The sequence below is a fragment of the Streptacidiphilus sp. MAP12-20 genome (assembly GCF_041262525.1).
GTDB lineage: Bacteria > Actinomycetota > Actinomycetes > Streptomycetales > Streptomycetaceae > Streptacidiphilus.
Genome location: NZ_JBGCCK010000005.1, coordinates 115638 through 137010 on the forward strand (window position 1 = coordinate 115638; position 21373 = coordinate 137010).

General features: G+C 70.8%; 19 protein-coding genes. 3 read left to right on the top strand and 16 right to left on the bottom strand.

The genetic code is table 11. From position 1 onward, the window contains the following. Positions 1-115: 115 nt before the first annotated feature. From ABIA32_RS08410 to ABIA32_RS08425, 4 genes are all read right to left on the bottom strand, one after another. Positions 116-1891, bottom strand: a complete 1776-nt coding sequence (locus ABIA32_RS08410) for a LytR C-terminal domain-containing protein (protein ID WP_370093277.1) — start codon at positions 1889-1891, stop codon at positions 116-118. Next, positions 1888-2568: a nicotinate-nucleotide adenylyltransferase gene (nadD, locus tag ABIA32_RS08415; RefSeq protein ID WP_370093278.1), complete on the bottom strand. Its 681-nt coding sequence runs from the start codon at positions 2566-2568 to the stop codon at positions 1888-1890. The genes ABIA32_RS08410 and nadD overlap by 4 nt, the downstream gene beginning before the upstream one ends. A 79-nt stretch (positions 2569-2647) precedes the next feature. Beyond that, positions 2648-2794 (bottom strand): hypothetical protein, encoded by a 147-nt coding sequence (locus tag ABIA32_RS08420; RefSeq protein WP_370093279.1) that lies wholly within the window; start codon positions 2792-2794, stop codon positions 2648-2650. 64 nt (positions 2795-2858) lie between these two features. Then, positions 2859-3002, bottom strand: a complete 144-nt coding sequence (locus ABIA32_RS08425; protein ID WP_370093280.1) for a hypothetical protein — start codon at positions 3000-3002, stop codon at positions 2859-2861. Between the two features lie 202 nt (positions 3003-3204). On the opposite strand from ABIA32_RS08425, the gene ABIA32_RS08430 reads away from it, so the two are divergent. Then, a complete protein-coding gene (locus ABIA32_RS08430; protein ID WP_370093281.1) occupies positions 3205-4317 on the top strand; it encodes a M48 family metallopeptidase in 1113 nt (370 codons plus the stop codon). 73 nt (positions 4318-4390) lie between these two features. Here the strand turns inward: ABIA32_RS08430 and ABIA32_RS08435 are convergent, their stop codons facing one another. The 11 genes from ABIA32_RS08435 to ABIA32_RS08485 all read right to left on the bottom strand — a co-directional run bounded on the left by ABIA32_RS08435 (position 4391) and on the right by ABIA32_RS08485 (position 17561). Beyond that, entirely contained in the window at positions 4391-5746 is a 1356-nt protein-coding gene (locus ABIA32_RS08435) for a hypothetical protein (RefSeq protein ID WP_370093282.1), read from the bottom strand. A gap of 149 nt (positions 5747-5895) precedes the next feature. Further along, on the bottom strand, positions 5896-6336 hold the full coding sequence (locus ABIA32_RS08440) for a hypothetical protein (RefSeq protein ID WP_370093283.1): 441 nt from the start codon (positions 6334-6336) through the stop codon (positions 5896-5898). 89 nt (positions 6337-6425) lie between these two features. Continuing rightward, positions 6426-7745 carry a glutamate-5-semialdehyde dehydrogenase gene (locus ABIA32_RS08445; RefSeq protein ID WP_370093284.1) on the bottom strand — a complete coding sequence of 440 codons (1320 nt, stop codon included), beginning with the start codon at positions 7743-7745 and terminating at the stop codon, positions 6426-6428. Positions 7746-7956: 211 nt separating this feature from the next. After that, a complete protein-coding gene (locus ABIA32_RS08450) occupies positions 7957-8490 on the bottom strand; it encodes a hypothetical protein (RefSeq protein WP_370093285.1) in 534 nt (177 codons plus the stop codon). Positions 8491-8577: 87 nt separating this feature from the next. Continuing rightward, on the bottom strand, positions 8578-9696 hold the full coding sequence (gene proB, locus ABIA32_RS08455; RefSeq protein WP_370093501.1) for a glutamate 5-kinase: 1119 nt from the start codon (positions 9694-9696) through the stop codon (positions 8578-8580). Positions 9697-9886: 190 nt separating this feature from the next. After that, positions 9887-11362, bottom strand: a complete 1476-nt coding sequence (obgE, locus tag ABIA32_RS08460) for a GTPase ObgE (protein WP_370093286.1) — start codon at positions 11360-11362, stop codon at positions 9887-9889. A gap of 140 nt (positions 11363-11502) precedes the next feature. Next, positions 11503-11757 carry a 50S ribosomal protein L27 gene (gene rpmA / locus ABIA32_RS08465; RefSeq protein ID WP_370093287.1) on the bottom strand — a complete coding sequence of 85 codons (255 nt, stop codon included), beginning with the start codon at positions 11755-11757 and terminating at the stop codon, positions 11503-11505. 15 nt (positions 11758-11772) lie between these two features. Next, the gene (gene rplU / locus ABIA32_RS08470) at positions 11773-12087 is read right to left on the bottom strand and encodes a 50S ribosomal protein L21 (protein ID WP_037605169.1); all 315 of its coding nucleotides are present in this window, start codon (positions 12085-12087) and stop codon (positions 11773-11775) included. Between the two features lie 275 nt (positions 12088-12362). Further along, a complete protein-coding gene (locus ABIA32_RS08475; protein WP_370093288.1) occupies positions 12363-15962 on the bottom strand; it encodes a ribonuclease E/G in 3600 nt (1199 codons plus the stop codon). Positions 15963-16167: 205 nt separating this feature from the next. Further along, positions 16168-17001, bottom strand: coding sequence for a TIGR03936 family radical SAM-associated protein (locus tag ABIA32_RS08480; protein ID WP_370093502.1), 834 nt, complete (start codon positions 16999-17001; stop codon positions 16168-16170). Positions 17002-17006: 5 nt separating this feature from the next. Next, a complete protein-coding gene (locus tag ABIA32_RS08485; protein ID WP_370093289.1) occupies positions 17007-17561 on the bottom strand; it encodes a CGNR zinc finger domain-containing protein in 555 nt (184 codons plus the stop codon). Between the two features lie 86 nt (positions 17562-17647). Here ABIA32_RS08485 and ABIA32_RS08490 point away from each other — a divergent pair, with 86 nt between their 5' ends. Next, positions 17648-18007 carry a VOC family protein gene (locus tag ABIA32_RS08490; RefSeq protein ID WP_370093290.1) on the top strand — a complete coding sequence of 120 codons (360 nt, stop codon included), beginning with the start codon at positions 17648-17650 and terminating at the stop codon, positions 18005-18007. A gap of 282 nt (positions 18008-18289) precedes the next feature. Further along, positions 18290-19315, top strand: a complete 1026-nt coding sequence (locus tag ABIA32_RS08495) for a GDSL-type esterase/lipase family protein (RefSeq protein ID WP_370093291.1) — start codon at positions 18290-18292, stop codon at positions 19313-19315. 64 nt (positions 19316-19379) lie between these two features. On the opposite strand, the gene ABIA32_RS08500 is transcribed toward ABIA32_RS08495, so the two are convergent. Beyond that, on the bottom strand, positions 19380-21308 hold the full coding sequence (locus tag ABIA32_RS08500) for a TIGR03960 family B12-binding radical SAM protein (RefSeq protein ID WP_370093292.1): 1929 nt from the start codon (positions 21306-21308) through the stop codon (positions 19380-19382). Positions 21309-21373 lie beyond the last annotated feature (65 nt).

A 21373-nucleotide genomic window follows, 5' to 3' on the forward strand; every position in this document is an offset into this window, starting at 1 on the left:
GATACGTCCAGGATCTCATGAACTGCGGACAGCCCGCGAAGCCGTTTGCTCCGCGGGCTGTCCGCAGCGCCCCTGGCGGCCGTCCGAAGCCCGGCCGCGACCACATCCGCCCAGGTCAGGCGCCGACCTTGTAGTCCTTCCCGAGGGTGACCACTAGGTCGACCGACTGTCCCGAGGCTCCCTGCTTCACCGCCGAGGCCGGAAGTCCGAGGCTGGTGGCCACGGCCAGGGCGTCCGTCTTGCGGCTGGGGTCGGTGTAGGTGATCTCGCTGGTGCTGCGGGGCGAGGCTTTGGCGATGCCGGGGACGAGCGTGAAGCCCGCGTTGGTCACCGCCGCCTGGGCGAAGTCCGAGGCCTTGGCCTTGCCGGTGGCGTCGACCAACTGGACTCGGGCCACCGTCTGCTGGCCGTTCTGGCTGTTGACCTTGCCCTGCAGCACGCCGGAGACGATGGTCGCGGCGTTGCTGCCGAGCGTGCCGTTGGGCTGCACCGGCAATGTCTCGGTGGAGTAGGCGCCCGAGTGGGCGTCGGTGGAGAGCTTGGCGAGCAGCGCGCCGAGCGTCGCGTCGGAGAGCGAGGGGTCGGCGACCGCGCCCATGCGGTCGATCTGACCGGCGGCGGAGGTCGGGTCCGTCGGCATGGCCTTGACCAGGGCCTGCAGCATGATGCCGAATCGGTTCAGCTGGGCCTGGTCGCTCTCGCCCTTGGCCTTGTAGGTGGCGAAGGCCATCGCCGCCGCACCGTTCATCGTGGACTGGCCCGGCGAGACCAACTGCTTGCCGTTGACGGTGATCGCGACGTCGGAGTTGATCTGGAGGCCGCCGAGCAGGTCGACCAGGTTCTGCAGGAACGGGGTGTGGATGTCCCAGGTGGCCGAGATGTCGGTGCCGAGCAGCGTGTTGATCCCGGTCCGGGTGCCGTAGGTGCCCTGGTTGTCCACCGCCGTGGAGAGCGCGACGAGCGCTCCCCCTGAGCTGTCCTGGGGGATCCCGAGCGTGCCCGGCAACAGCAGGGTGATGCCCTTCGCGGGCGAGGGCTCGGAGACCAGCAGGGCGCTGTAGACGTTCTTGTTCAGGTCGTGCATGTGGATCGCGACGACCTCGCGCTGGGTGCTGGCGGCGACGGCCGCCGGGCCGGACTGGAAGATCTTCCCGGTGGCCCACAGGTAGCCGACCGATCCGACCGCCACCAGCGCGAGCGCGAGCGCGCCGGCGACCGCCCGGCTGCGCAGCTTGCGGCGTCGCTCGTCGCGGCGCTCGCCACGGGTCTCGGAGAACTTGACCCAGTCGATGACGTCCTCGGACTCCTCCTCGTCGTCGACGAAGGTGAAGGACTCCGTGCCGTAGTCACGCCCCTTGGCGCCGGCGCCGGCGCCGCCACCGGGCGCGCCGGGCGCAGCGCTGGGCGCGGCAGCGGCGGGCTGAGCCTGGTAGGCGGGCGAGAAACCCGCCTCGGGCTGTGCCTGCGACTGCGACCGGGACTGGGGCTGCGGCTGGTACGGCGGGGACTGTGGAGCCTGCTGGGGCGACTGGTACTGCTGGGGCTGCTGCTGATACTGCTGCGCCTGGTAGTAGTCCTGCTGCTGACCGTAGTCCGGCTGCTGCGCGTAGCCCTGCTGCTCGTACCCGGGCTGACCGTAGTCCTGCTCGCCGTAGTACGGCTGCGGCGGCGGCTGTGCGTGTGACTGCGGCTGCTGCGACTGCTGTTCGTGTCCGGGCGGCTGCTGTTCGTACGGGTCGTAGGCAGGCCGCTGTTGCTGCGAAGGGAAGACCCACTCACCCGTGTAGGGGTCCTGGTATGCCTGCTCGTAGGAGTGCTGCTGCGGTACCTGGCCGTAGTACTCCTGGTACTCCTGTCCCCCCGGTCCCCTGCGGTCTGCGGTTCCGGTCACGCCGCCCCTATCCCAGTTCCCTCGTTCGGCCCGCCCTGGCCACCCGGCTCGGTCGCGGCGTAGAGGTGGCGCTTGTCGATGTAGCGCACCACGCCGTCCGGAACCAGGTACCAGACCGGTTCGCCCCTGGCGACCCGCACGCGGCAGTCGGTGGAGGAGATGGCCAGCGCCGGGACCTCCATCAGCGACACGCCGCCCTCGGGCAGACCGGGGTCCGTCAAAGTGTGCCCTGGCCGGGTCACTCCGATGAAGTGCGCCAGGTCGAACAGCTCCTGCGCGTTGCGCCAGGAGAAGATCTGCTCCAGGGCGTCCGCCCCGGTGATGAAGAAGAGGTCCGCGTCCGGATGGAGGGCCTGCAGGTCACGCAGCGTGTCGATGGTGTACGTCGGGCCCTTGCGGTCGACGTCGATGCGGCTGACCGAGAACTGCGGGTTGGAGGCGGTGGCGATGACCGTCATCAGGTAGCGGTCCTCGGCGGGCGAAACGGGCCGCCTGCCGCTCTTCTGCCACGGCTCGCCGGTCGGTACGAAGACGACCTCGTCGAGGTGGAACATGCTGGCCACCTCGCTCGCGGCGACCAGGTGGCCGTGGTGGATCGGGTCGAACGTGCCACCCATCACCCCGAGCCGCTTCTTCTGCGGCTCGGCACCGGCCTGAGACTCGGCGTGCTCTCTCATAGGCGGTCACCCTACGCGATCCGGCCGGGCCACGACCGTCCCGCCCGTGACCCGACTGCCGACCGTGACGGACCCGGGACTAGCGGTCCTTGTTGAAGCTCATGGTGACGACCAGGAGCAGGATCAGGATCGCCAGGGCGCCACCACCGGTGAGCCACGGCTGGAGCGAGTCGTGCATGCCGTTGCCCTCGGCGAGCTGGGCGACAGTGGCGGCAGGAGAGGTCATCTGTGGTCGGACTTTCTGACTCGGCGACAGGTGTGGCAGGTCGTGCTCATGCTACGCACTCCGGTCAGTCGCCGTAGCCGCGCAGCAGCAGCCATCCCAGAAGCACCACTCCGACGACGGCCACGATGACGATCACCCGGAGGAACATCCCGGGGCCGCTGCCGTCGGAGATGGCCGCGAGCTGGAGCAGCGCGTCGGTGGTGTGCATGGGAGGAGCCCTTCGAACGGAGAGGTGGCGCGCATCGAGACTAGCCCCGCCCCTGCGGGAACCTCACACCGGCCCGGAACGTCTCCCCCGTGAGGGGACGAGCTTCAGACCGTCGGTCTTGGCGCGACGGAGAGTCCAGTCCACAGGACAGCGGGGGACGGTGGCAGCACCGGGACCGCTGGATCCCGGGAGGAAGCAGCAGATGACCCAGCCCAACGACAGCAGCGGCAACGTGCCGAGCCGCACTCGCAAGCGCTTTCCCGGGATCTCCACCCGGGCCTGGGAGCACCCGGCCGACCGCTCGGCGCTCGTCGCCCTGCGCAGGCTCAGCGGTTTCGACGACATCCTGAAGAAGCTCGGCGGCCTGGTCTCCGAACGCGCGGTGCGGCTGATGTTCCTGGCCTCCGCCGTCCGTGCCTCCGAGCGGCAGTTCCCGCACCTGCACGAGATGGTCAGGGACGCGGCCTACACCCTCGACCTGGAGAAGGTCCCGGCGCTGTACGTCACGCAGGACCCGGTCCCGAACGCCATGTGCATCGGTATGGACAACCCCGTCATCGTGGTGACCACCTCGCTGGTCGACCTGCTCGACGAGGAGGAGATGCGAGCGGTCGTCGGCCACGAGGTCGCGCACGCGATGTCCGGCCACGCGGTCTACCGCACGATGCTGATCATCCTGACCAACATCGCGCAGCGGATCTCCTTCATTCCGCTGGGCGGCCTGGCCATCACGGCGGTGATCACCGCGCTCAACGAGTGGTTCCGCAAGGCGGAGCTGTCCTGCGACCGGGCCGGTCTGCTCGTCGGCCAGGACCTGCAGGCCTCGATGCGCGGCCTGATGAAGCTGGCCGGCGGTCACCACCTGCACGAGATGAACACCGACGCCTTCCTGGAGCAGGCCGAGGAGTACGACAAGGCGGGTGACCTGCGCGACAGCGTGATCAAGCTGCTGCAGGTGCTGCCGCAGTCGCACCCGTTCGCGGCGGTCCGGGTGGCGCAGATCAAGAAGTGGGCCGAGAGCGACGAGTACGGCTCGATCATGGCCGGTGCCTACCCGCGTCGCGAGGACGACTCGAACACCTCCGTCCGTGAGCAGGCCAAGGCGGCGGCGGACTCCTACGCGCAGTCCTTCAAGGACACCAAGGACCCGTTGATGGGCCTGATCCGCGACGTCGCGGGCGGCACAGCGGATCTGGGCGGCAAGCTGCGCGACGTCTTCGCCGGACGCACCAGCGGCGGCTCCGGCGGCTCGGGCGAGCAGCAGCCGCCCGCCGACGGCGAGAACCACGGCAGCGGCGGTAACAGCACCTCCTGAAAGCGCAGACGAGAGGGGCCCTCCAGCGCACGACTGGAGGGCCCCTCTCGCGCGGTGCGCCGCCGCTGCCGCGCTACAGGCTCCCGGAGAGCTGACCGCAGACCGTCCAGGCGCTGCGGTTGTGGTCGAAGGGGTCGATCCCGTTCGGTGCGCCGGTCGCCGTGGCGCCGGTGCTCGGACGCGCGGACGGCTTGGCGCTCGCGTGCTGCTGCGGGAAGAGCGGCTGAAGGTAGGCGCTGTTGTCCGCGTCGCAGCTGGTGGCACCGGCCTGGACCACGGAGTCGACGAGCTGGACGTGCCGGCCGGCGATGTCGTCCGGCGTCAGCCAGTAGGTGAGGGAGCGGCGGACTGCGAAGTAGACGATCGGCGTGGCGGTGGGCGGCGTCGCGACCGGGCCGACGGAGACCGGGGCGGTGCCGGACGGGGTCGCGGAGGCCGAGGCGGAGGCCTGCGCGCTGGAAGAGGCGGCCTGCTTGGGGCTCAGCGCGTAGAGGAAGGTGTAGTCGCTGGTCACCTGGAGGGTGTTGTTGTCCAGCTCCTGGTAGTTGATCTTGCCGGGAGCCACCAGCACCTGGTCCGTCGCGAGCTGCACCTTGGTCGGGTCGAAGCGGACCATCCAGCCCGTCGCCTCGTGGAGCTGGTCGTTCGCCGGGTGGTCGACGCTCGTGTTGAACTGCGGGAACTGGCCCGGGGAGATCCACTCCCTGACCCGCTCGGCGTTCTGCCCCACCAGCACCTCGGGGTTGAGCGAGGAGGCCCTGAGGTAGCCCTGGACGGTCTGCAGGGCGGAGCTCACCTGGTCGTGGCTGAAGTGGTCGGTGGCCCGCACGTTCGGCAGATTGAAACCCGTGTCCCCGACGGCGAGGAACTCGCCGTTCGGCAGACCGGCGTAGGCCGGGTCCAGGCTCGGCGTCGAGGAGCCCGTCGGCGAGGAGGACCCGGAGGGCGACGTCGGCCCGGCACTGGCGCCGGCCCCGCCGCTCGGCGAGGCGGATCCGGAGGCCGTGCCGGGGAGGGCCCCGGACGTGGACCCGGACACGGACCCGGAGGGCTTCGGGACGGCCGTGGCACTGCTGCGGCCGGTGGGGATGCCCGCAGGCCCCGGCTGCAGCGGGATGATCTGGACGCTGAGGTTGGCGGCGACTCCGGAGACCGGCGTCGGGTAGGGGTGACGGACGCCCATGTAGACGGCGGTCGCGAAGGCGAACCCGATCAGCAGCATCAGGGCGAGCGCCTGGCGCGGCAGCCCGCCGCGCCCGCCGCGTCGCCGGACGGAACGGTGCGCGCCGGAGAGGCGCTCGCTCGCGGACAGCTCCTGGATGCGCGCAGCCCGAATGAACGACTCGTCGAACACGACGGGTCGGAACTCGTCCTCGCCCCCGGCGCCACCCTCGGGCCCGCCCTCGGGGGGCTCTGCCCGGCCACCCATGCCTCAAGGGTAAATCGCCGCGAGGGGAGTGGAGAGGCCCAGCCGCGACAAGTTCTGTTCCAGAAGTGGCCTTGATTGCTCGTCAGCTGACGTACAAATGGGACATAGCTGACATATGGCATGAAAGGTCGGCGCAACGGTGGGCTGTGTCAGCTGCGCGCGAGGGCCGTGGGCGCGGGCGCGGAAGGGCCCGGCGCGTGGTTGGTGCCCGGCCCCGAGCCTCCGGAGGCCCGGTAGACGGCCGCTGCGGCGCCCAGTACGGCGATGATTCCTATGACCACGAGCATCACCCGCGCGAGCATCCGCTGCCAGCCGCCCGTGCGGCTCGGCTCGTACGGCATCGGCTTGAGCTCCAGCGGGAGGCCGTCCGGATCGTCCTCGTCGTCCTCGGCCAGCGCGTAGTCGAAACGCGGGGTCCGGGTCGGCCCCCCGGCCAGGGCGCGCTCGTGCGCGGAGGGCTCGTGCACCAGTGCCGACCGGACGAACGCCTCGTCGAACACCACGGCGGCGAACTCTCCGTTCGCCGGGCCGTGGTCGTCGTCGCCCGCGCCTTCGAACCGGTCGAAGCCGCGGTCGGGACCGTCGGACACAGCATCAGCGTAGGGCAGGGTGCCCGCTTTGTCTGCGGGTTCGACCAGGTCGGCGCGTCAGCGGCGAGTCAGCGGGGCGTCAGCGGGCATCAGCGGCGGATGTGTCCGTCGCCGGTGACGATGTACTTCGTCGACATCAGCTCCGGCAGGCCCATCGGGCCGCGGGCGTGCAGCTTCTGCGTCGAGATGCCGATCTCCGCGCCGAAGCCGAACTGACCGCCGTCGGTGAACCGGGTGGAGGCGTTGACGGCCACGGTGGTGGCGTCGACCAGCTGGGTGAAGCGACGGGCGGCGGCCTGAGAGGTCGTCACGATCGCCTCGGTGTGGCCCGAGGACCAAAGCCGGATGTGCGCGACCGCGTCGTCGAGCGAGTCCACGACGCCGGCCGCGATGTCGTAGGAGAGGTACTCCGTCTCCCAGTCCTCGGCGGTCGCCGGCACGATCACGGCCTTGCTGCCCTCGCGCTCCGCGACCTCCTGCACGCGCGGGTCGGCGTGAACGGTCACCCCCGCCTCGGCGAGCGCGTCGAGGGCGAGCGGGAGGAAGGCGTCGGCGATGTCCCGGTGGACCAGGAGGGTCTCGGCGGAGTTGCAGACGCTGACGCGGCTGGCCTTGGAGTTGATCAGGATCTCGACGGCCATGGCCAGGTCGGTCTCGGCGTCGACGTAGACGTGGCAGTTGCCGGTGCCGGTCTCGATCACCGGAACGGTGGACTGCTCGACGACCGTGCGGATCAGCGAGGCGCCGCCGCGCGGGATCAGCACGTCGACCATGCCACGCGCCCGCATCAGCTCCTGCACGGAGTCCCGGCCCTCCCCCGGCACCAGCTGGACCGCGTCCGCGGGCAGCCCGGCACCGCCGACCGCGTCGCGGATCACCTCGACGAGCTTGCGGTTGGAGGCGATGGCGGAGGACGACCCGCGGAGCAGGACGGCGTTGCCGGACTTGAGGCAGAGCGCGGCGGCGTCGACGGTGACGTTGGGCCGGGCCTCGTAGATGATCCCGATCACCCCGAGCGGGACCCTGACCTGGCGCACGTCGAGCCCGTTGGGGAGGGTGTAGCCACGCACGACCTCACCCACGGGGTCGGGCAGCCCGGCGACGCGGCGCACGTCGTCGGCGATGGCCGCGACGCGCTCGCGGGTGAGCGTGAGCCGGTCGATGACGGCCTCGTCCGTCCCCGTGGCGCGAGCCCGCTCGACGTCCTCGGTGTTTGCCTCGACGATCTCCCTGGTCCGCACTTGCAGCGCGTCGGCGATGGCGAGCAGCGCGTCGTCCTTCGGCGTCCGAGGCAGCGGCGCGAGCGTCGCGGCGGCGGCCTTGGCCCGGTAGGCGGCCTGCAGCACGGCTGACTTCGGCAGCGGCGACGGCAGGTCGGGCGAGGGAAACTCGGCGGAGTGGCTGCTCATACGCACAGCGTACGGCCTGCGGCCGGGCCCGAATGAGACGTTTCCGCTGACTGAGACACCTTCGGCGCTGCCGCATGTAGTTGCACTTCCAGGGGCGCGGGGAACTGCGCGACAAGCCACCCACGCAGGTAGAGCCCCGAACGAGCAGGGCCATCCGCATGCCGGTGGTTTCTCGCGCAGTTCCTCGCGCCCCTGGAGGTGCAACTGCAGCTCAGTAGGGATGGACTCCGCCCAGGAAGGCAGGGGGTTCGCCGTAACCCTCGGCGATGCGCTTGTGGTAGGTCGGGCGGTCCACGACTTCCAGGCCCACCACCTCCCACGGCGGCAGCGCCGCCGAGACGCGGTGTTCGCCCCAGAGGCGGAGGGCCATCGCCGCCGCGTCCTGGAGGTCGTCCGCCTGTTCCCAGTAGCGGATCTCCGCGTGGTCCGAGGCGTAGCGCGCGGTCAGGAAGGGCGGGTGCTCATGGGCGAGCTGTTCGAGCCCCTGCTTCAGCTGCGGCAGCGGCGTGACCTGGCCCGCCACGTTGAGCACCACGTGCCATATCCGGGCGCGCTGCCCGATCTCCGCCGCGCTGGAGCCGGGCGCGATCCGCTCCGCCGGTCCCTGACCCTGCGTGCGGCCCGGGACCGGCGATGGCTCCGCGCCGCCCTGGATGCTCGTCAGCACGACTCCCGACCGCCCTGTCTGCCGCACCCCACGCGTCTTGTTCTCACTGCCGTCGCTGCCACTGCCGTTACTGCCCACGGGCCCCGCACCTTGGCGCCTGCGTCCCACCGGCGGCCTCCCTGTCGGCGTTTCGTCCCCGCGGTCCGGGCAGCCGCCGCCGACCCGTCAGCCGGACAGCACGACGAGGTCGTCGCGGTGCACGACCTCCCGCTCGTACGCGGGGCCCAGCTCCCGGGCCAGGTCCCGCGTCGACCGGCCGAGTAGCCGGGGAAGTTCCCTTGCATCAAAGTTGACCAGTCCGCGCGCGACGATGTGGCCGTTTTCATCAAGAAGGTCCACCGGATCGCCCGCAGCGAAATCTCCCTCAACTCCGGTCACACCGGCGGGGAGCAGCGAGGTTCGGCGTTCCACCACGGCCGTGACCGCACCCGGGTCGAGGGTGACCGCGCCGCGGGGCGAACTGGCGTGCTCCAGCCAGAGCAGCCGGTCGGCCGCGCGGCGGCCGGTGCGGTGGAAGAGTGTGCCGGTGTCGCGGCCGGCCAGCGCGTCCGCGGCGTGGCGGGCGGCGGTGAGGACGACGGGAATGCCCGCGCCGGTGGCGATCCGCGCGGCCTCGACCTTGGTGACCATGCCGCCGGTGCCGACGCCTGCCTTGCCCGCGCTGCCGATCTCGATGCCCTCGAGGTCGTGAGGGCCGCGTACCTCGGTGATCCTGCTGGTCCCCGGCTTGCTCGGGTCGCCGTTGTAGAGGCCGTCGACGTCGGAGAGCAGCACCAGCAGGTCGGCGCGGACCAGGTGGGCGACCAGCGCGGCCAGCCGGTCGTTGTCACCGAAGCGGATCTCCGCGGTGGCCACGGTGTCGTTCTCGTTGACGACCGGGACCGCACCCATGGCCAGCAATTGCTCAAGCGTGCGATACGCGTTGCGATAGTGCGCGCGGCGGCTGGCGTCGTCGGCGGTCAGCAGGACCTGGCCGACGCGCAGGCCGTAGCGGGCGAAGGATGCGGTGTAGCGGGCGACCAGCAGTCCCTGGCCGACGCTCGCAGCGGCCTGCTGCCGGGCGAGGTCGGAGGGGCGCTTCTCCAGGCCCAGCGGCGCGAGACCGGCGGCGATCGCGCCGGAGGAGACCAGCACGATCTCGACGGGCTCGGCCTCGGTGCCGCGCTCGCGCGCCTTGGCCAGCACGTCGACCAGCGCGTCCACGCGATCCGCGTCCAGGCCGCCGGACGCGGTGGTGAGCGAGGAGGAGCCCACCTTCACGACGATCCGCCGCGCCCGCAGCACGTCTTCCCGAAGGGTGGTGCCTGTCACGCCGTCGCTCCTGTACGTCCGTACGCCTGATGCGTCTCCGCTGCGCTCAGCAATCTACGCGAACCGGACCAGACGACTCACCCGGGTTTCAGCCCTCGGGACGTCAGGCCGCTCGAACCGGTCGAGCCGCCTGACGCCCCGACAGAAGCTGTGCCCCTGCGGGTCAGTAGTCCTCGTCGCTCTCGATCGCGTTGCGACGCAGCGGGTCGAAGGCCTCGAACTCCTCGGACGCCGAGTCGGCGCGCATGCGCTCGCGCTCGCGGCGGCGGGCGACCGCGTCGCGCGGGGCCTCGAAGCGGTGGTCCTCGCCACGGCGGCCGAGCATCTCCGCGCCGGCGGCCATGGTGGGCTCCCAGTCGAAGACGACGGCGTTCTCGGTCGCGCCGATGACGACGGTGTCGCCCTCGCGGGCGCCCTGCTTCATCAGCGCGTCCTCGATGCCGAGGCGGTTGAGGCGGTCCGCGAGGTAGCCGACGGCCTCGTCGTTGCTGAAGTCCGTCTGCTTGACCCAGCGCTCCGGCTTGGAGCCGGTGACCCGGTAGAGGTCCTCCGCCTCGTCGTAGACGACCGTGAAGCCGGCGTCGTCCACGGCCTTCGGACGGATCACGATGCGGGTCGACTCGTCCACCGGCTTCGCGGCGCGCGCCTCGGCGACGATGCCGGCGAGGGCGAAGCTCAGCTCGCGCAGGCCCTTGTGGGCCACGGCCGAGACCTCGAAGACCTGGTAGCCGCGCTCCTCCAGACCCGGGCGGACCAGGTCCGCCAGATCCTGACCGTCGGGCACGTCGATCTTGTTGAGGGCCACGATGCGCGGGCGGTCATCGAGACCGCCGTACTGCTTGAGCTCGTCCTCGATGACGTCGAGGTCGGTGATCGGGTCGCGGTCGGACTCCAGCGTCGCGCAGTCCAGCACGTGCACCAGGACCGAGCAGCGCTCGACGTGACGCAGGAACTCCAGGCCCAGGCCACGGCCCTGGCTCGCGCCGGGGATCAGGCCCGGCACGTCGGCGATGGTGTAGACCGTGTCGCCCGCGTTGACCACGCCCAGGTTCGGGATCAGCGTGGTGAAGGGGTAGTCCGCGATCTTCGGCTTGGCGGCGGAGAGCACCGAGATCAGCGAGGACTTGCCCGCGCTCGGGTAGCCGACCAGCGCCACGTCGGCGACGGACTTGAGCTCGAGCACGATGTCCGCGTCGTCGCCGGGCTCGCCCAGCAGCGCGAAGCCGGGCGCCTTGCGGCGGGCCGAGGCCAGCGCCGCGTTGCCCAGGCCGCCACGGCCGCCGGCCGCGGCCACGTAGGTGGTGCCGTTGCCGACCAGGTCGGCCAGCACGTTGCCCTGCTTGTCCAGCACGACCGTGCCGTCAGGGACGGAGAGGATCAGGTCCGTGCCCTCGGCTCCGGTGCGGTTGGCGCCGGCACCGGGCTTGCCGTTGGTGGCCCTGCGGTGGGGGTGGTGGTGGTACTCGATCAGCGTGGTGACCTGCGGATCGACGACGAGGGTCACGTCACCGCCGCGTCCGCCGTTGCCGCCGTCCGGGCCGCCCAGCGGCTTGAACTTCTCGCGGTGAACGGAGGCGCAGCCGTGGCCCCCGTGACCCGCGGCGACATGCAGTTCGACGCGGTCGACGAAGGTGGTCATGATGCGGGCGCCTCTCAGTCGGCAAAAAGCTCAGTAATCAAAAAGCTCGGTAAGTCTTCTCAAACACCAAGGGTGGACCGGAATGTTCCGATCCACCCTCAGCGAGGTACTGCGTTGTCCTACGTGTCGGCCGAGAAAGCTCAGGCGGCCGGGACGATGTTGATGACGCGGCGGCCGCGGCGGGTGCCGAACTGCACCGCACCGGCCTCCAGCGCGAACAGCGTGTCGTCGCTGCCACGGCCGACGCCCGCACCCGGGTGGAAGTGGGTGCCGCGCTGGCGGACGATGATCTCGCCCGCGTTGACAACCTGGCCGCCGAAACGCTTCACGCCCAGGCGCTGAGCGTTCGAGTCACGACCGTTACGGGTAGAGCTTGCGCCCTTCTTGTGAGCCATGGTTCCCCTCGCCCCTTACTTCGCCGAGTCGATGCTGGTCACGCGAAGCGCGGTGTGGCGCTGACGGTGGCCCATACGCTTCTTGTAGCCGGTCTTGTTCTTGTACTTCTGGATGCGGATCTTCTCGCCCTTGTGGTGGTCGACCACCTCGGCGCGGACCTTCACACCCGCCAGGACCCACGGGTCGCTGGTGATGGCGTCACCGTCGACGACCAGGATCGTCGAGAGCTCAACGGTCTCGCCAACCTTGGCGTCGACCTTGTCAGCCTCAAAAACATCGCCGACGGCAACCTTGTGCTGCCGTCCGCCGCTACGCACGATCGCGTACACGTTGAACCCTTCTCGATTCGGTCGGAACCCCTGACGCCAGCCGCACCGGCACCGATCGGCCGGGGGCCTCCCCCGAGCGCTGGGCGCCTGGGAGGTGTTTGCTCAGAAGCGGGCGCAGCTCGCTGAATGCAAAGCACGCCGAGGGTCAAGACTACGGAAGCCCGGACCCGGGGTCAAACCAGCCCATCAGGGCGCAGGCCCGGACGTCTGTGCAGCTCGGGGCCGGTCCGCGGATGGCGGACCGGCCCCGAGCCGACTGACCTTGTCGCCCCGTGTTACTCCGCGGCGGGCTCGGCCGCGGACTCGCTCGGGGCGGTCTTCTTGGTCGTCCGCTTGGCCGCCGTCTTCTTGGTGGCGGTCTTCTTCGCGGCGACCTTCTTGGCGGCCGTCTTCCGCGGCGCGCGCTTGCGTGCCGGGGCGGGAGCCTCGGCCTCCGCGTCGGCGGTCTCGGTGGCCGCAGCCTCGGCCACCGGCAGCTCGGTCTGCACCGGCTCGGCGGCGACCTCGACGGCCTCAGCCACCTCGGCAGCCGGGGTCTCGCTCGCGATCACGACGACGGCGGGCTCCTGGCCGACCGTCGTCGTGGCCTTGCGCACCGCGCGGCGGCGGGTGCGGCCACGCGTGGCGGGGGCCTCGATCATCGCGTCGACCATGGCCTCGGCCTCGGCCTGCGCCGCGGCGTCGACCACCGGGGCGACGGGCGCGGCAGCGGCCACGACGGGCACGGCGACCTCAGTGCCCTCGACGGTCTCGACGACCTCGGGCTCGCGGGAGACCAGCTCGATGTCCTCGTGCTCGTGGTCGTGGACCTCGTGCTCGTGGATCTCGTGCGTCTCGGGCGACTCCGCCTGGGCGTCGCCGCCACGGCCGCGACGGCGGCGCTTGCTGCCGCCCTCCTCGGCCTGCTGCGGCTGACCGCCGCCGACACCCGGCTTGGGGCCGGCGAAGCCCTTCGGCGCGGGCACCGTCTGCTCCATGTGCACGATGACGCCGCGGCCGTTGCAGTGGACGCAGGTCTCGGAGAAGGACTCCAGCAGGCCCTGGCCGACGCGCTTGCGGGTCATCTGCACCAGGCCCAGCGAGGTGACCTCGGCCACCTGGTGCTTGGTCCGGTCCCGGCCCAGGCACTCCAGCAGACGGCGCAGCACCAGGTCGCGGTTGGACTCGAGCACCATGTCGATGAAGTCGATCACGATGATGCCGCCGAGGTCCCGCAGCCGCAGCTGACGGACGATCTCCTCGGCCGCCTCGATGTTGTTGCGGGTGACGGTCTCTTCGAGGTTGCCGCCCTGGCCCGTGAACTTGCCGGTGTTGACGTCGACGACGACCATCGCCTCGGTCTTGTCGATCACCAGCGAACCGCCGCTGGGCAGCCAGACCTTGCGGTCCAGCGCCTTCATCAGCTGCTCGTCGATCCGGTACGTCGCGAAGACGTCGACCTCGGAGGTCCACTTCGTCAGACGCGGGGTCAGGTCCGGCGCGACCCCGGAAACGTACTCGTGGATCGTCGACCAGGCGTTCTCGCCAGAGACGATGACCTTGGTGAAGTCCTCGTTGAAGATGTCGCGGACGACCCGGACGGTCATGTCAGGCTCGCCGTAGAGAAGGGTCGGCGCGTTACCGCTGCTGGCCCTCTTCTGGATGTCCTCCCACTGCTGCTGCAGCCGCAGGACGTCGCGGGTCAGCTCCTCCTCGGACGCGCCCTCCGCGGCGGTGCGCACGATGACGCCTGCGTCGTCGGGAACGATCTTCTTGAGGATGTTCTTCAGGCGCGCCCGCTCGGTGTCCGGCAGCTTGCGGCTGATGCCGGTCATCGAGCCCTCGGGCACGTAGACCAGGTAGCGGCCGGGCAGCGAGATCTGGCTGGTGAGGCGGGCGCCCTTGTGGCCGATCGGGTCCTTCGAGACCTGGACCAGCACGGACTGCCCGGACTTCAGCACCGACTCGATCCGCCGCGGGCCGTTCTTCAGGCCGAGGCCCGAGAAGTTGACCTCACCGGCGTAGAGCACGGCGTTGCGGCCCTTGCCGATGTCGACGAAGGCGGCCTCCATCGACGGCAGCACGTTCTGGACCTTGCCCAGGTACACGTTGCCGACGTAGGAGCTGGCCTGCTCCTTGTTGACGTAGTGCTCGACGAGGACGCCGTCCTCCAGCACGCCGATCTGGGTGCGCTCGCCCGTCTGGCGGACGACCATGACCCGCTCGACCGCCTCGCGGCGGGCCAGGAACTCGGCCTCGGTGATGATCGGGACGCGGCGGCGGCCCTGCTCGCGACCCTCGCGGCGACGCTGCTTCTTCGCCTCCAGGCGGGTCGAGCCCTTGATGGACTGGACCTCGTCGGGGTCGAACGGCGCCTCGTGCGTGCGGTGACGCGGCTCGCGGACCTTGACGACGGTGCGCTCCGGGTCGCCTTCGCCGGCCTCGGGCTCCGGGCCGGAGTCCCCGCTGCGACGCCGACGGCGGCGGCGACGGCGGCTGGACGCGGAGAGTGCGTCGCCCAGGGCGTCGCCGTCCTCCTCGTCCTCCTCGGACTCGGGCTCCTCGCCTTCCTCCTCGGCGGAGCCGGCGGCCTCGTGGTCGTCGCCCTCGCCACGGCGACGGCGACGGCCGCCACGACGGCGACGACGGGAGGGACGGCCCTCCTCGGCCTGCTGCTCGTCGGCCTCGGTCTCCTCGTCCTCCTCGGCCTCTCCTTCGATCTCGACGGGCTCGGCGCCCTCGGCGATCACGAAGGCGGGCGAGGCGGCACGACGGCGACGGCGACGCCCGTGGGCAGGCTCAGCGGCCTCGTCCTCGACCGGCTCCGCGTCGGCCGACAGCGGCGCACGAGTCGAGACCTGCTCGAAGACGGCGGGCTCGGTCGGTGCGGCCGGAGCGGCGGCACGGGTGCGGCGGGTGCGGCGACGGCCACCGGCCGTCTCCTCGGCGACCTCCTCCGCGACCTCGGCCGGGGCGGCGGCCACGGCGGGCGCGACAGGCGCACTGGCCGGGGCCTCGGCGCGACGGCGGGTGCGGCGACCTGCGGCCGGGGCGGCCTCGGCGGCGGTCTCGTCCGGCACGACGAAGGCGGCGGCGGGCGCGGGAGCGCGACGCTCGGCCGGAGCGGGCGCCTCGGCCGCGGCGGGCTGCGGGGCCTGGAACACCGGCGGCTGGAAGACGGCGGTGGCGGGACGCACGGCGCGGCGACGGCCGCGCGGGGCGGTCTCCTCGGCGGCGGCGACGGGCGTCTCCACGACGGGAGCTGCGGCGACCGGCGCGGGGGCAGGCTGCGCGGCGCGCTGCTGAAGCGCGGCGAGGCGCTGCTCCAGCTGGCTGCCGGCCTCGACCGTGAGCGCGCCGCTGACGCGGGCGACCAGGTCGGCGACGAGCGCCTCCAGCTCGGTCCCGGCGGCGAGCAGGCCGGACTCGACCCGCTGCTCGACCTGGTCCAGCTCGCCGAGCAGCGCGAGGCTGTCGGTGGCGGGCGCCTCCGGAGCGGTCTCGGCCTTCTTGCGGGTCCGGCGGGCGCGCTTGACCGGCTCAGCGACGGCAGCGGGCGTCTCGGCCGCGGGCTCGACCGGGGCGGCCGGGGCAACCGGTGCAGCCTCGACGACGGCCGACTCCTCGGGAGCGACCTCGGCCTTCTTGCGAGTGCGGCGGGCGCGCTTGACCGGCTCAGCGGCCGCAGCGGGCGCCTCGGCGGACGTGGCGCTCGCGGACTGCGCGGCGACGGGCTCGGCAGCAACAGGCTCGGCGGCGGCGTCTGCCGCGCCCGGCGCCTCGTTCACCGGCGGGCCGGCCGGACGGCTGGCGGCGCGACGGCGACGCGGGGCGACCTTGGGGGCCGCGGCCTGCGCTTCGCTCTGTTCGTTGTTGTCATTGGTGATATCGGGCATGCGGGCGGTTCTCCCGTCACGCCCCCGGGCGCCGCACCTCTTGGGCGGGCGCCGCACGGGGGCTCGCGTATGTCTTTGGGTGGCGTCCCCGCGAGGCTCGCGGGCGCGCCGAAGTCTTCAGGCCGCGCCCCTGGTGACCGGGCCCCGGATGGCTCCCAGGACCCTGATCGGGCGCCGACGGCGCCGCGCTGCCGACCGGTCGCCGCTACGCGTTCTGCGGCTCGGCCGCCTCGGATGGGAGGGCCAGAGCCGCGTCGCGGTCGGACGCGAACGGGTCGGTCACCGCACCGGTCTCCTCGTCGAGCGGCCCCTGCGCCAGCCTGGTCACCCCAGCGGGGACCGGCAGCGCGAGGTCGGCCGTCGCACGAAGACCGGAGAGGACGTCGTCGGGTCGGACGGCGGGTGTGGCGTGCCGAACAACCAGCCGCAGTATCGCACAGGCGCGGCCTGCGCGGATATCGGTCGTACTTTCGGGTAGGCCGAGCGCACCCGCGTCGACCTGCGGATCCACGACCTCGAGAGAGATCACGGCGCCGCGCGAGTCGAAGGTGCGCAGGCCGTTCTTGGTCTGTCGCGAGACCTCGACCTCGTCGGCTGCGAGAAAGGCGGCGACAGCGGTACGGGCGGCGTCGGGCTCGACGTCGTCCAGACGGAGCAGCCAGACGGAAGCCTGCAGCCGCTCCATGAAGTCCTTGCCGAACGCCTCGACCGCGTCGATCACGTCCAGGCCGGGCGGCAGCGACTCGTCCAGCTGCTTGCGCAGCAGCTCGGGCTCGCGCCGCTCGGAGAGGGCCAGCTCCACGTATTCGGCCTCACTCGCGGCACCGGTGGGCGCGGCGTTCATGAAGCTGATCTTGGGGTGGGGGGTGAAGCCGGCGGAGTACGCCATCGGAACGGCGGATCGGCGCAGGGCGCGCTCAAGGGCCCGCTGGAAGTCGCGGTGGCTGGTGAAGCGGAGGCGACCACGCTTGGTGTAGCGGAGACGGATCCGCTGGACCGCGGGTGCGGGCGGCGGACCGTCGGGCGTGCGGCGTGCCAGTGCGCTCAGTCCTTCGGCAGTAGGGGCGGTGTTGCGCCTCCAAGGGTACGCGGCGCTGTCAGGGGATGGTCCCGGGCTCTGCGAGCCGCCCGATAAGCGCGCATTTTCGCACGACTTCCGCATACGGCCATGCTGCACCAGCGCCCGCGTCCAGCCGGCGATCGGTCGTAGTAGAGCCAGCGGCAGTCCTCCGCCGCGCAGGCCTTCAGGCGGAGCCAGTCGCGGCCCGCTGCGGCAATCGCGGCAGCGACCTGCGCAAACAACAGCTCCGTGGGCGGCAGGCCCGGCGCGAGGACGAGCTCGACGCTCCCGTCATATCGCGGCGACAGCACCAGAGCGGCGAGTGAGAGCTGCTCGCTGAACATATCGAGCGAGTCACTGGAGATATCCAATCCCGCATGCGCCATGCCCGCCTCCCGCAGCAGTTCGCGGAAGTCGCGCACCCGCTCGACGTCGACGCCCTCCCCCACGAACGCCTCCAGCTCGTCCACGCCGCTCTCGACATCGAGCGTGTTGACGAGCTCCTGCACGAGCTTCAGCGGACCCGGGGCGTCTCCCATGCTTGCGATGTTACCGATAGTGCGGCAGCATCCAGTAACGGCAGTGGTTACCCACAAACCGCATCTATCGGTAACGGAGTCTCGACATGATCGGCACCCTTCGCGCTTACGCCCTCGACTGTCCCGACGCCACGGCCCTCGCCGGGTTCTACGCCGAGCTCGTCGGCGGCAAGGTCGTGGAGGAGGAGGACGACTGGGTGGAGCTGGTCGACGAGGGTCGACCCACCCTCGCGTTCCAGCGGGTCCCGGACTATCGCGAACCCCAGTGGCCGGGCGGGGACGTGCCTCAGCAGGGCCACATCGACATCGGCGTCACCGATCTCGACGCCGCCCAGGCCCAGGTCGTCGCGCTCGGCGCGACCCTGCTCGAGGACTGGGGCGGCGCCAAGACCTGGCGCGTCTTCGCGGACCCGGCCGGTCACCCCTTCTGCCTCTGCGCCTGCTGATCGGCAATTTCGCTCCGGAAAGGGGCGTAAATGACATCTGCCCCTTTCCGGGTGTTCCGTCAAAAAATAAACACGGTAGTTACCTTGCGGTAGCAATCAGCCCTGTGTCAGATTCTGCGCACCGGCCGGTGAACCCCACCCCTCATCTGGAGTTCACCCATGATTGGATCCGCCAAACCGGTGCGGCTTACCGTCGCATCGCTGACCACGCTTTTTGTGCTCTTTCCGCTTTTCGGTGGAACGGGCGCCGCACACGCCAGCTCGGGAGGCGCCGTCGTCTCCATGGGCGACAGCTACATCTCCGGCGAAGCCGGTCGGTGGCTGGGCAACAGCGACACCTCCTCCGGCAGTCGCGACGGCACCGACCGCGCCTACGTCAACGGCGGCTACGACCCCACCGTCGTCTACGGCCCGACCTATGCGAGCGGGTGCGACCGCTCGGACACGGCCGAGGTCAACGGCGCAGCCGGCCTTACCGACAGCCACTTCAACATCGCCTGCTCCGGCGCCACCACGGCCGACGTCTTCCGCGCGGTCGACGGCGGCCAGACCTACAAGGGCGAGGCGCCGCAGGCGGACCAGCTCGCGCAGATCGCCGCGAGCAACGACGTGAAAACCATCGTCCTCTCGATCGGCGGCAACGATCTCGGCTTCAGCAGCGTGATCACCAAGTGCGTCGAGGACTACGAGGTCTGGTACAGCTACTGCAACCCCTCGCAGCAGCAGGTCATCGCCTCCGCGCTCCCCGGCGCGATGGCGAACGTCGGCAAGTCCGTCGACGAGATCAACGCGGCCATGGCCGCCGACGGTTACGCCGCAGGGAGCTACCGGATCATCCTGCAGTCCTACCCGTCCCCCATCCCGCGCAGCAGCGAGAACCGCTACCCGGAGAGCGGCTGGAGCCGCACCAACAACGGGGGCTGTCCGTTCTGGAACGGCGACTCCGACTGGGCCAGGGACACGCTGATCCCGGAGATCTCCTCCGCGCTGCGGAACGTCGCGAACGCGAAGGGCGTCCAGTTCCTCGACCTGCAGAACGCCTTCCAGGGCCACGAAACCTGCGCCGCCTCGGCACAGTTGGCGACGGCCACCCAGCCACCGTCCGCTGCGACCAGCGAGTGGGCCCGCTTCCTCACCACGGGCGCCTCGCAGGGCACCATGCAGGAGTCCTTCCACCCCAACGCCTACGGCCAAGCGGCCCTCGGCCGCTGCCTCGCGCTGATCTACGCCCAGCCCACGGGTGACTTCACCTGCGACAACACCCCCGGCACGGACGCCTCCGGCATGACGCTCACGGCACTGCCCTGAACACCTGAATGACAGAAGGGCGGCCCGGTCGAATCGACCGGGCCGCCCTTCGCCGCAACTGCGACTACTTGTTGACCACGCTCAGCGGCAGCAGCTTCTGGCCGGTGGGGCCGATCTGGATGTGCGTGTCGAGCTGAGGACACACGCCGCAGTCGAAGCACGGGGTCCAGCGGCAGTCGTCGACCTCGACCTCCTCGAGGGCGTCCTGCCAGTCCTCCCAGAGCCAGTCCTTGTCGAGACCGGAGTCCAGGTGGTCCCAGGGCAGGACCTCCTCGTACTGGCGCTCGCGCGTCGTGTACCAGGCGACGTCGACGCCGGTGCCCTCGAAAGCCGACTCCGCGCAGCGGATCCAGCGCTCGTAGGAGAAGTGCTCGCGCCAGCCGTCGAAGCGGCCGCCGTCCTCGTAGACCGCGCGGATGACCGCGCCGACGCGGCGGTCGCCGCGCGAGAGCAGGCCCTCGATGATGCCGGGCTTGCCGTCGTGGTAGCGGTAGCCGATGTTGCGGCCGTACTTGCGGTCGTTGCGGATCGCGTCGCGGAGCTTCAGCAGTCGGGCATCCGTCTCCTCGACACCCAGCTGCGGGGCCCACTGGAACGGCGTGTGCGGCTTGGGCACGAAGCCGCCGATGGAGACCGTGCAGCGGATGTCGTTGGTGCCGGTGACCTCGCGGCCCTTGGCGATGACGTTCTTCGCCATCTCGGCGATCTGCATGACGTCTTCGTCGGTCTCGGTCGGCAACCCGGCCATGAAGTAGAGCTTCACCTGACGCCAGCCGTTGCCGTACGCGGTGGCGACCGTTCGGATGAGGTCCTCCTCGGACACCATCTTGTTGATCACCTTGCGCAGGCGCTCGCTGCCGCCCTCGGGGGCGAAGGTCAGGCCCGAGCGGCGGCCGTTGCGGCTGAGCTCGTTGGCGAGGTCGATGTTGAAGGCGTCCACGCGGGTCGACGGGAGCGAGAGGCCGACCTTGTCGTCCTCGTAGCGGTCGGCCAGGCCCTTGGCGACGTCGGCGATCTCGGTGTGGTCGGCGGAGGAGAGCGAGAGCAGGCCGACCTCTTCGAAGCCGGTGGCCTTGAGGCCGCGCTCGACCATTTCGCCGATGCCGGTGATGGAGCGCTCGCGCACCGGGCGGGTGATCATGCCCGCCTGGCAGAAGCGGCAGCCGCGGGTACAGCCGCGGAAGATCTCCACCGACATCCGCTCGTGGACCGTCTCCGCCAGCGGCACCAGCGGCTGCTTCGGGTAGGGCCACTCGTCGAGGTCCATCACCGTGTGCTTGGAGACGCGCCACGGAACACCGGAGGCGTTCGGCACGACGCGCGCGATGCGGCCGTCGGCCAGGTACTCGACGTCGTAGAACTTGGGGATGTAGAAGCCGCCGGTCCGCGCCAGGCGCAGCAGCACCTCGTCGCGCCCGCCGGGCTTCCCCTCGGCCTTCCAGCCGCGGATGATCTCCGTCATGTCGAGAACGGCCTGCTCGCCGTCGCCGACGACGGCGGCATCGAGGAAGTCCGCGATCGGCTCGGGGTTGAACGCGGCGTGGCCTCCGGCCAGCACGATCGGGTCCTCGTCGGTGCGGTCCGCCGCGAGCAGCGGGATGCCGGCCAGGTCGAGGGCCGTCAGCATGTTGGTGTAGCCGAGCTCGGTGGAGAAGCTCAGACCGAAGACGTCGAAGGCCTTCACCGGACGGTGCGCGTCGACGGTGAACTGCGGGACGCCGTGCTCGCGCATCAGCGCCTCGAGGTCCGGCCAGACACTGTAGGTGCGCTCGGCCAGGACCCCCTCGCGCTCGTTGAGGACCTCGTAAAGGATCATGACGCCCTGGTTGGGCAGTCCGACCTCGTAGGCGTCGGGGTACATCAGGGCCCAGCGGACATCGCAGGCGTCCCAGTCCTTGACGGTGGAGTTGAGCTCACCGCCGACGTACTGGATCGGCTTCTGGACGTGCGGGAGGAGGGCCTCCAGGCGCGGGAAGACCGACTCGACAGACATAGAGGCAGGGACTTTCGTGTGGACACCGGGGTGACCCTCAAGGTTACCGCAGGGTCTAAGGTTGC

What these genes read in the sequence shown, in the direction of transcription:
- ABIA32_RS08445 (WP_370093284.1), bottom strand. Translation starts at nt 7,745, where the DNA reads ATGAGCAGCCACTCCGCCGAGTTTCCCTCGCCCGACCTGCCGTCGCCG.
- ABIA32_RS08425 (WP_370093280.1), bottom strand. Translation starts at nt 3,002, where the DNA reads ATGCACACCACCGACGCGCTGCTCCAGCTCGCGGCCATCTCCGACGGC.
- ABIA32_RS08500 (WP_370093292.1), bottom strand. Translation starts at nt 21,308, where the DNA reads ATGTCTGTCGAGTCGGTCTTCCCGCGCCTGGAGGCCCTCCTCCCGCAC.
- rpmA (WP_370093287.1), bottom strand. Translation starts at nt 11,757, where the DNA reads ATGGCTCACAAGAAGGGCGCAAGCTCTACCCGTAACGGTCGTGACTCG.
- nadD (WP_370093278.1), bottom strand. Translation starts at nt 2,568, where the DNA reads ATGAGAGAGCACGCCGAGTCTCAGGCCGGTGCCGAGCCGCAGAAGAAG.
- ABIA32_RS08495 (WP_370093291.1), top strand. Translation starts at nt 18,290, where the DNA reads ATGGGCGACAGCTACATCTCCGGCGAAGCCGGTCGGTGGCTGGGCAAC.
- ABIA32_RS08430 (WP_370093281.1), top strand. Translation starts at nt 3,205, where the DNA reads ATGACCCAGCCCAACGACAGCAGCGGCAACGTGCCGAGCCGCACTCGC.
- ABIA32_RS08485 (WP_370093289.1), bottom strand. Translation starts at nt 17,561, where the DNA reads ATGGGAGACGCCCCGGGTCCGCTGAAGCTCGTGCAGGAGCTCGTCAAC.
- ABIA32_RS08490 (WP_370093290.1), top strand. Translation starts at nt 17,648, where the DNA reads ATGATCGGCACCCTTCGCGCTTACGCCCTCGACTGTCCCGACGCCACG.
- ABIA32_RS08420 (WP_370093279.1), bottom strand. Translation starts at nt 2,794, where the DNA reads ATGACCTCTCCTGCCGCCACTGTCGCCCAGCTCGCCGAGGGCAACGGC.
- ABIA32_RS08435 (WP_370093282.1), bottom strand. Translation starts at nt 5,746, where the DNA reads ATGGGTGGCCGGGCAGAGCCCCCCGAGGGCGGGCCCGAGGGTGGCGCC.
- obgE (WP_370093286.1), bottom strand. Translation starts at nt 11,362, where the DNA reads ATGACCACCTTCGTCGACCGCGTCGAACTGCATGTCGCCGCGGGTCAC.
- ABIA32_RS08475 (WP_370093288.1), bottom strand. Translation starts at nt 15,962, where the DNA reads ATGCCCGATATCACCAATGACAACAACGAACAGAGCGAAGCGCAGGCC.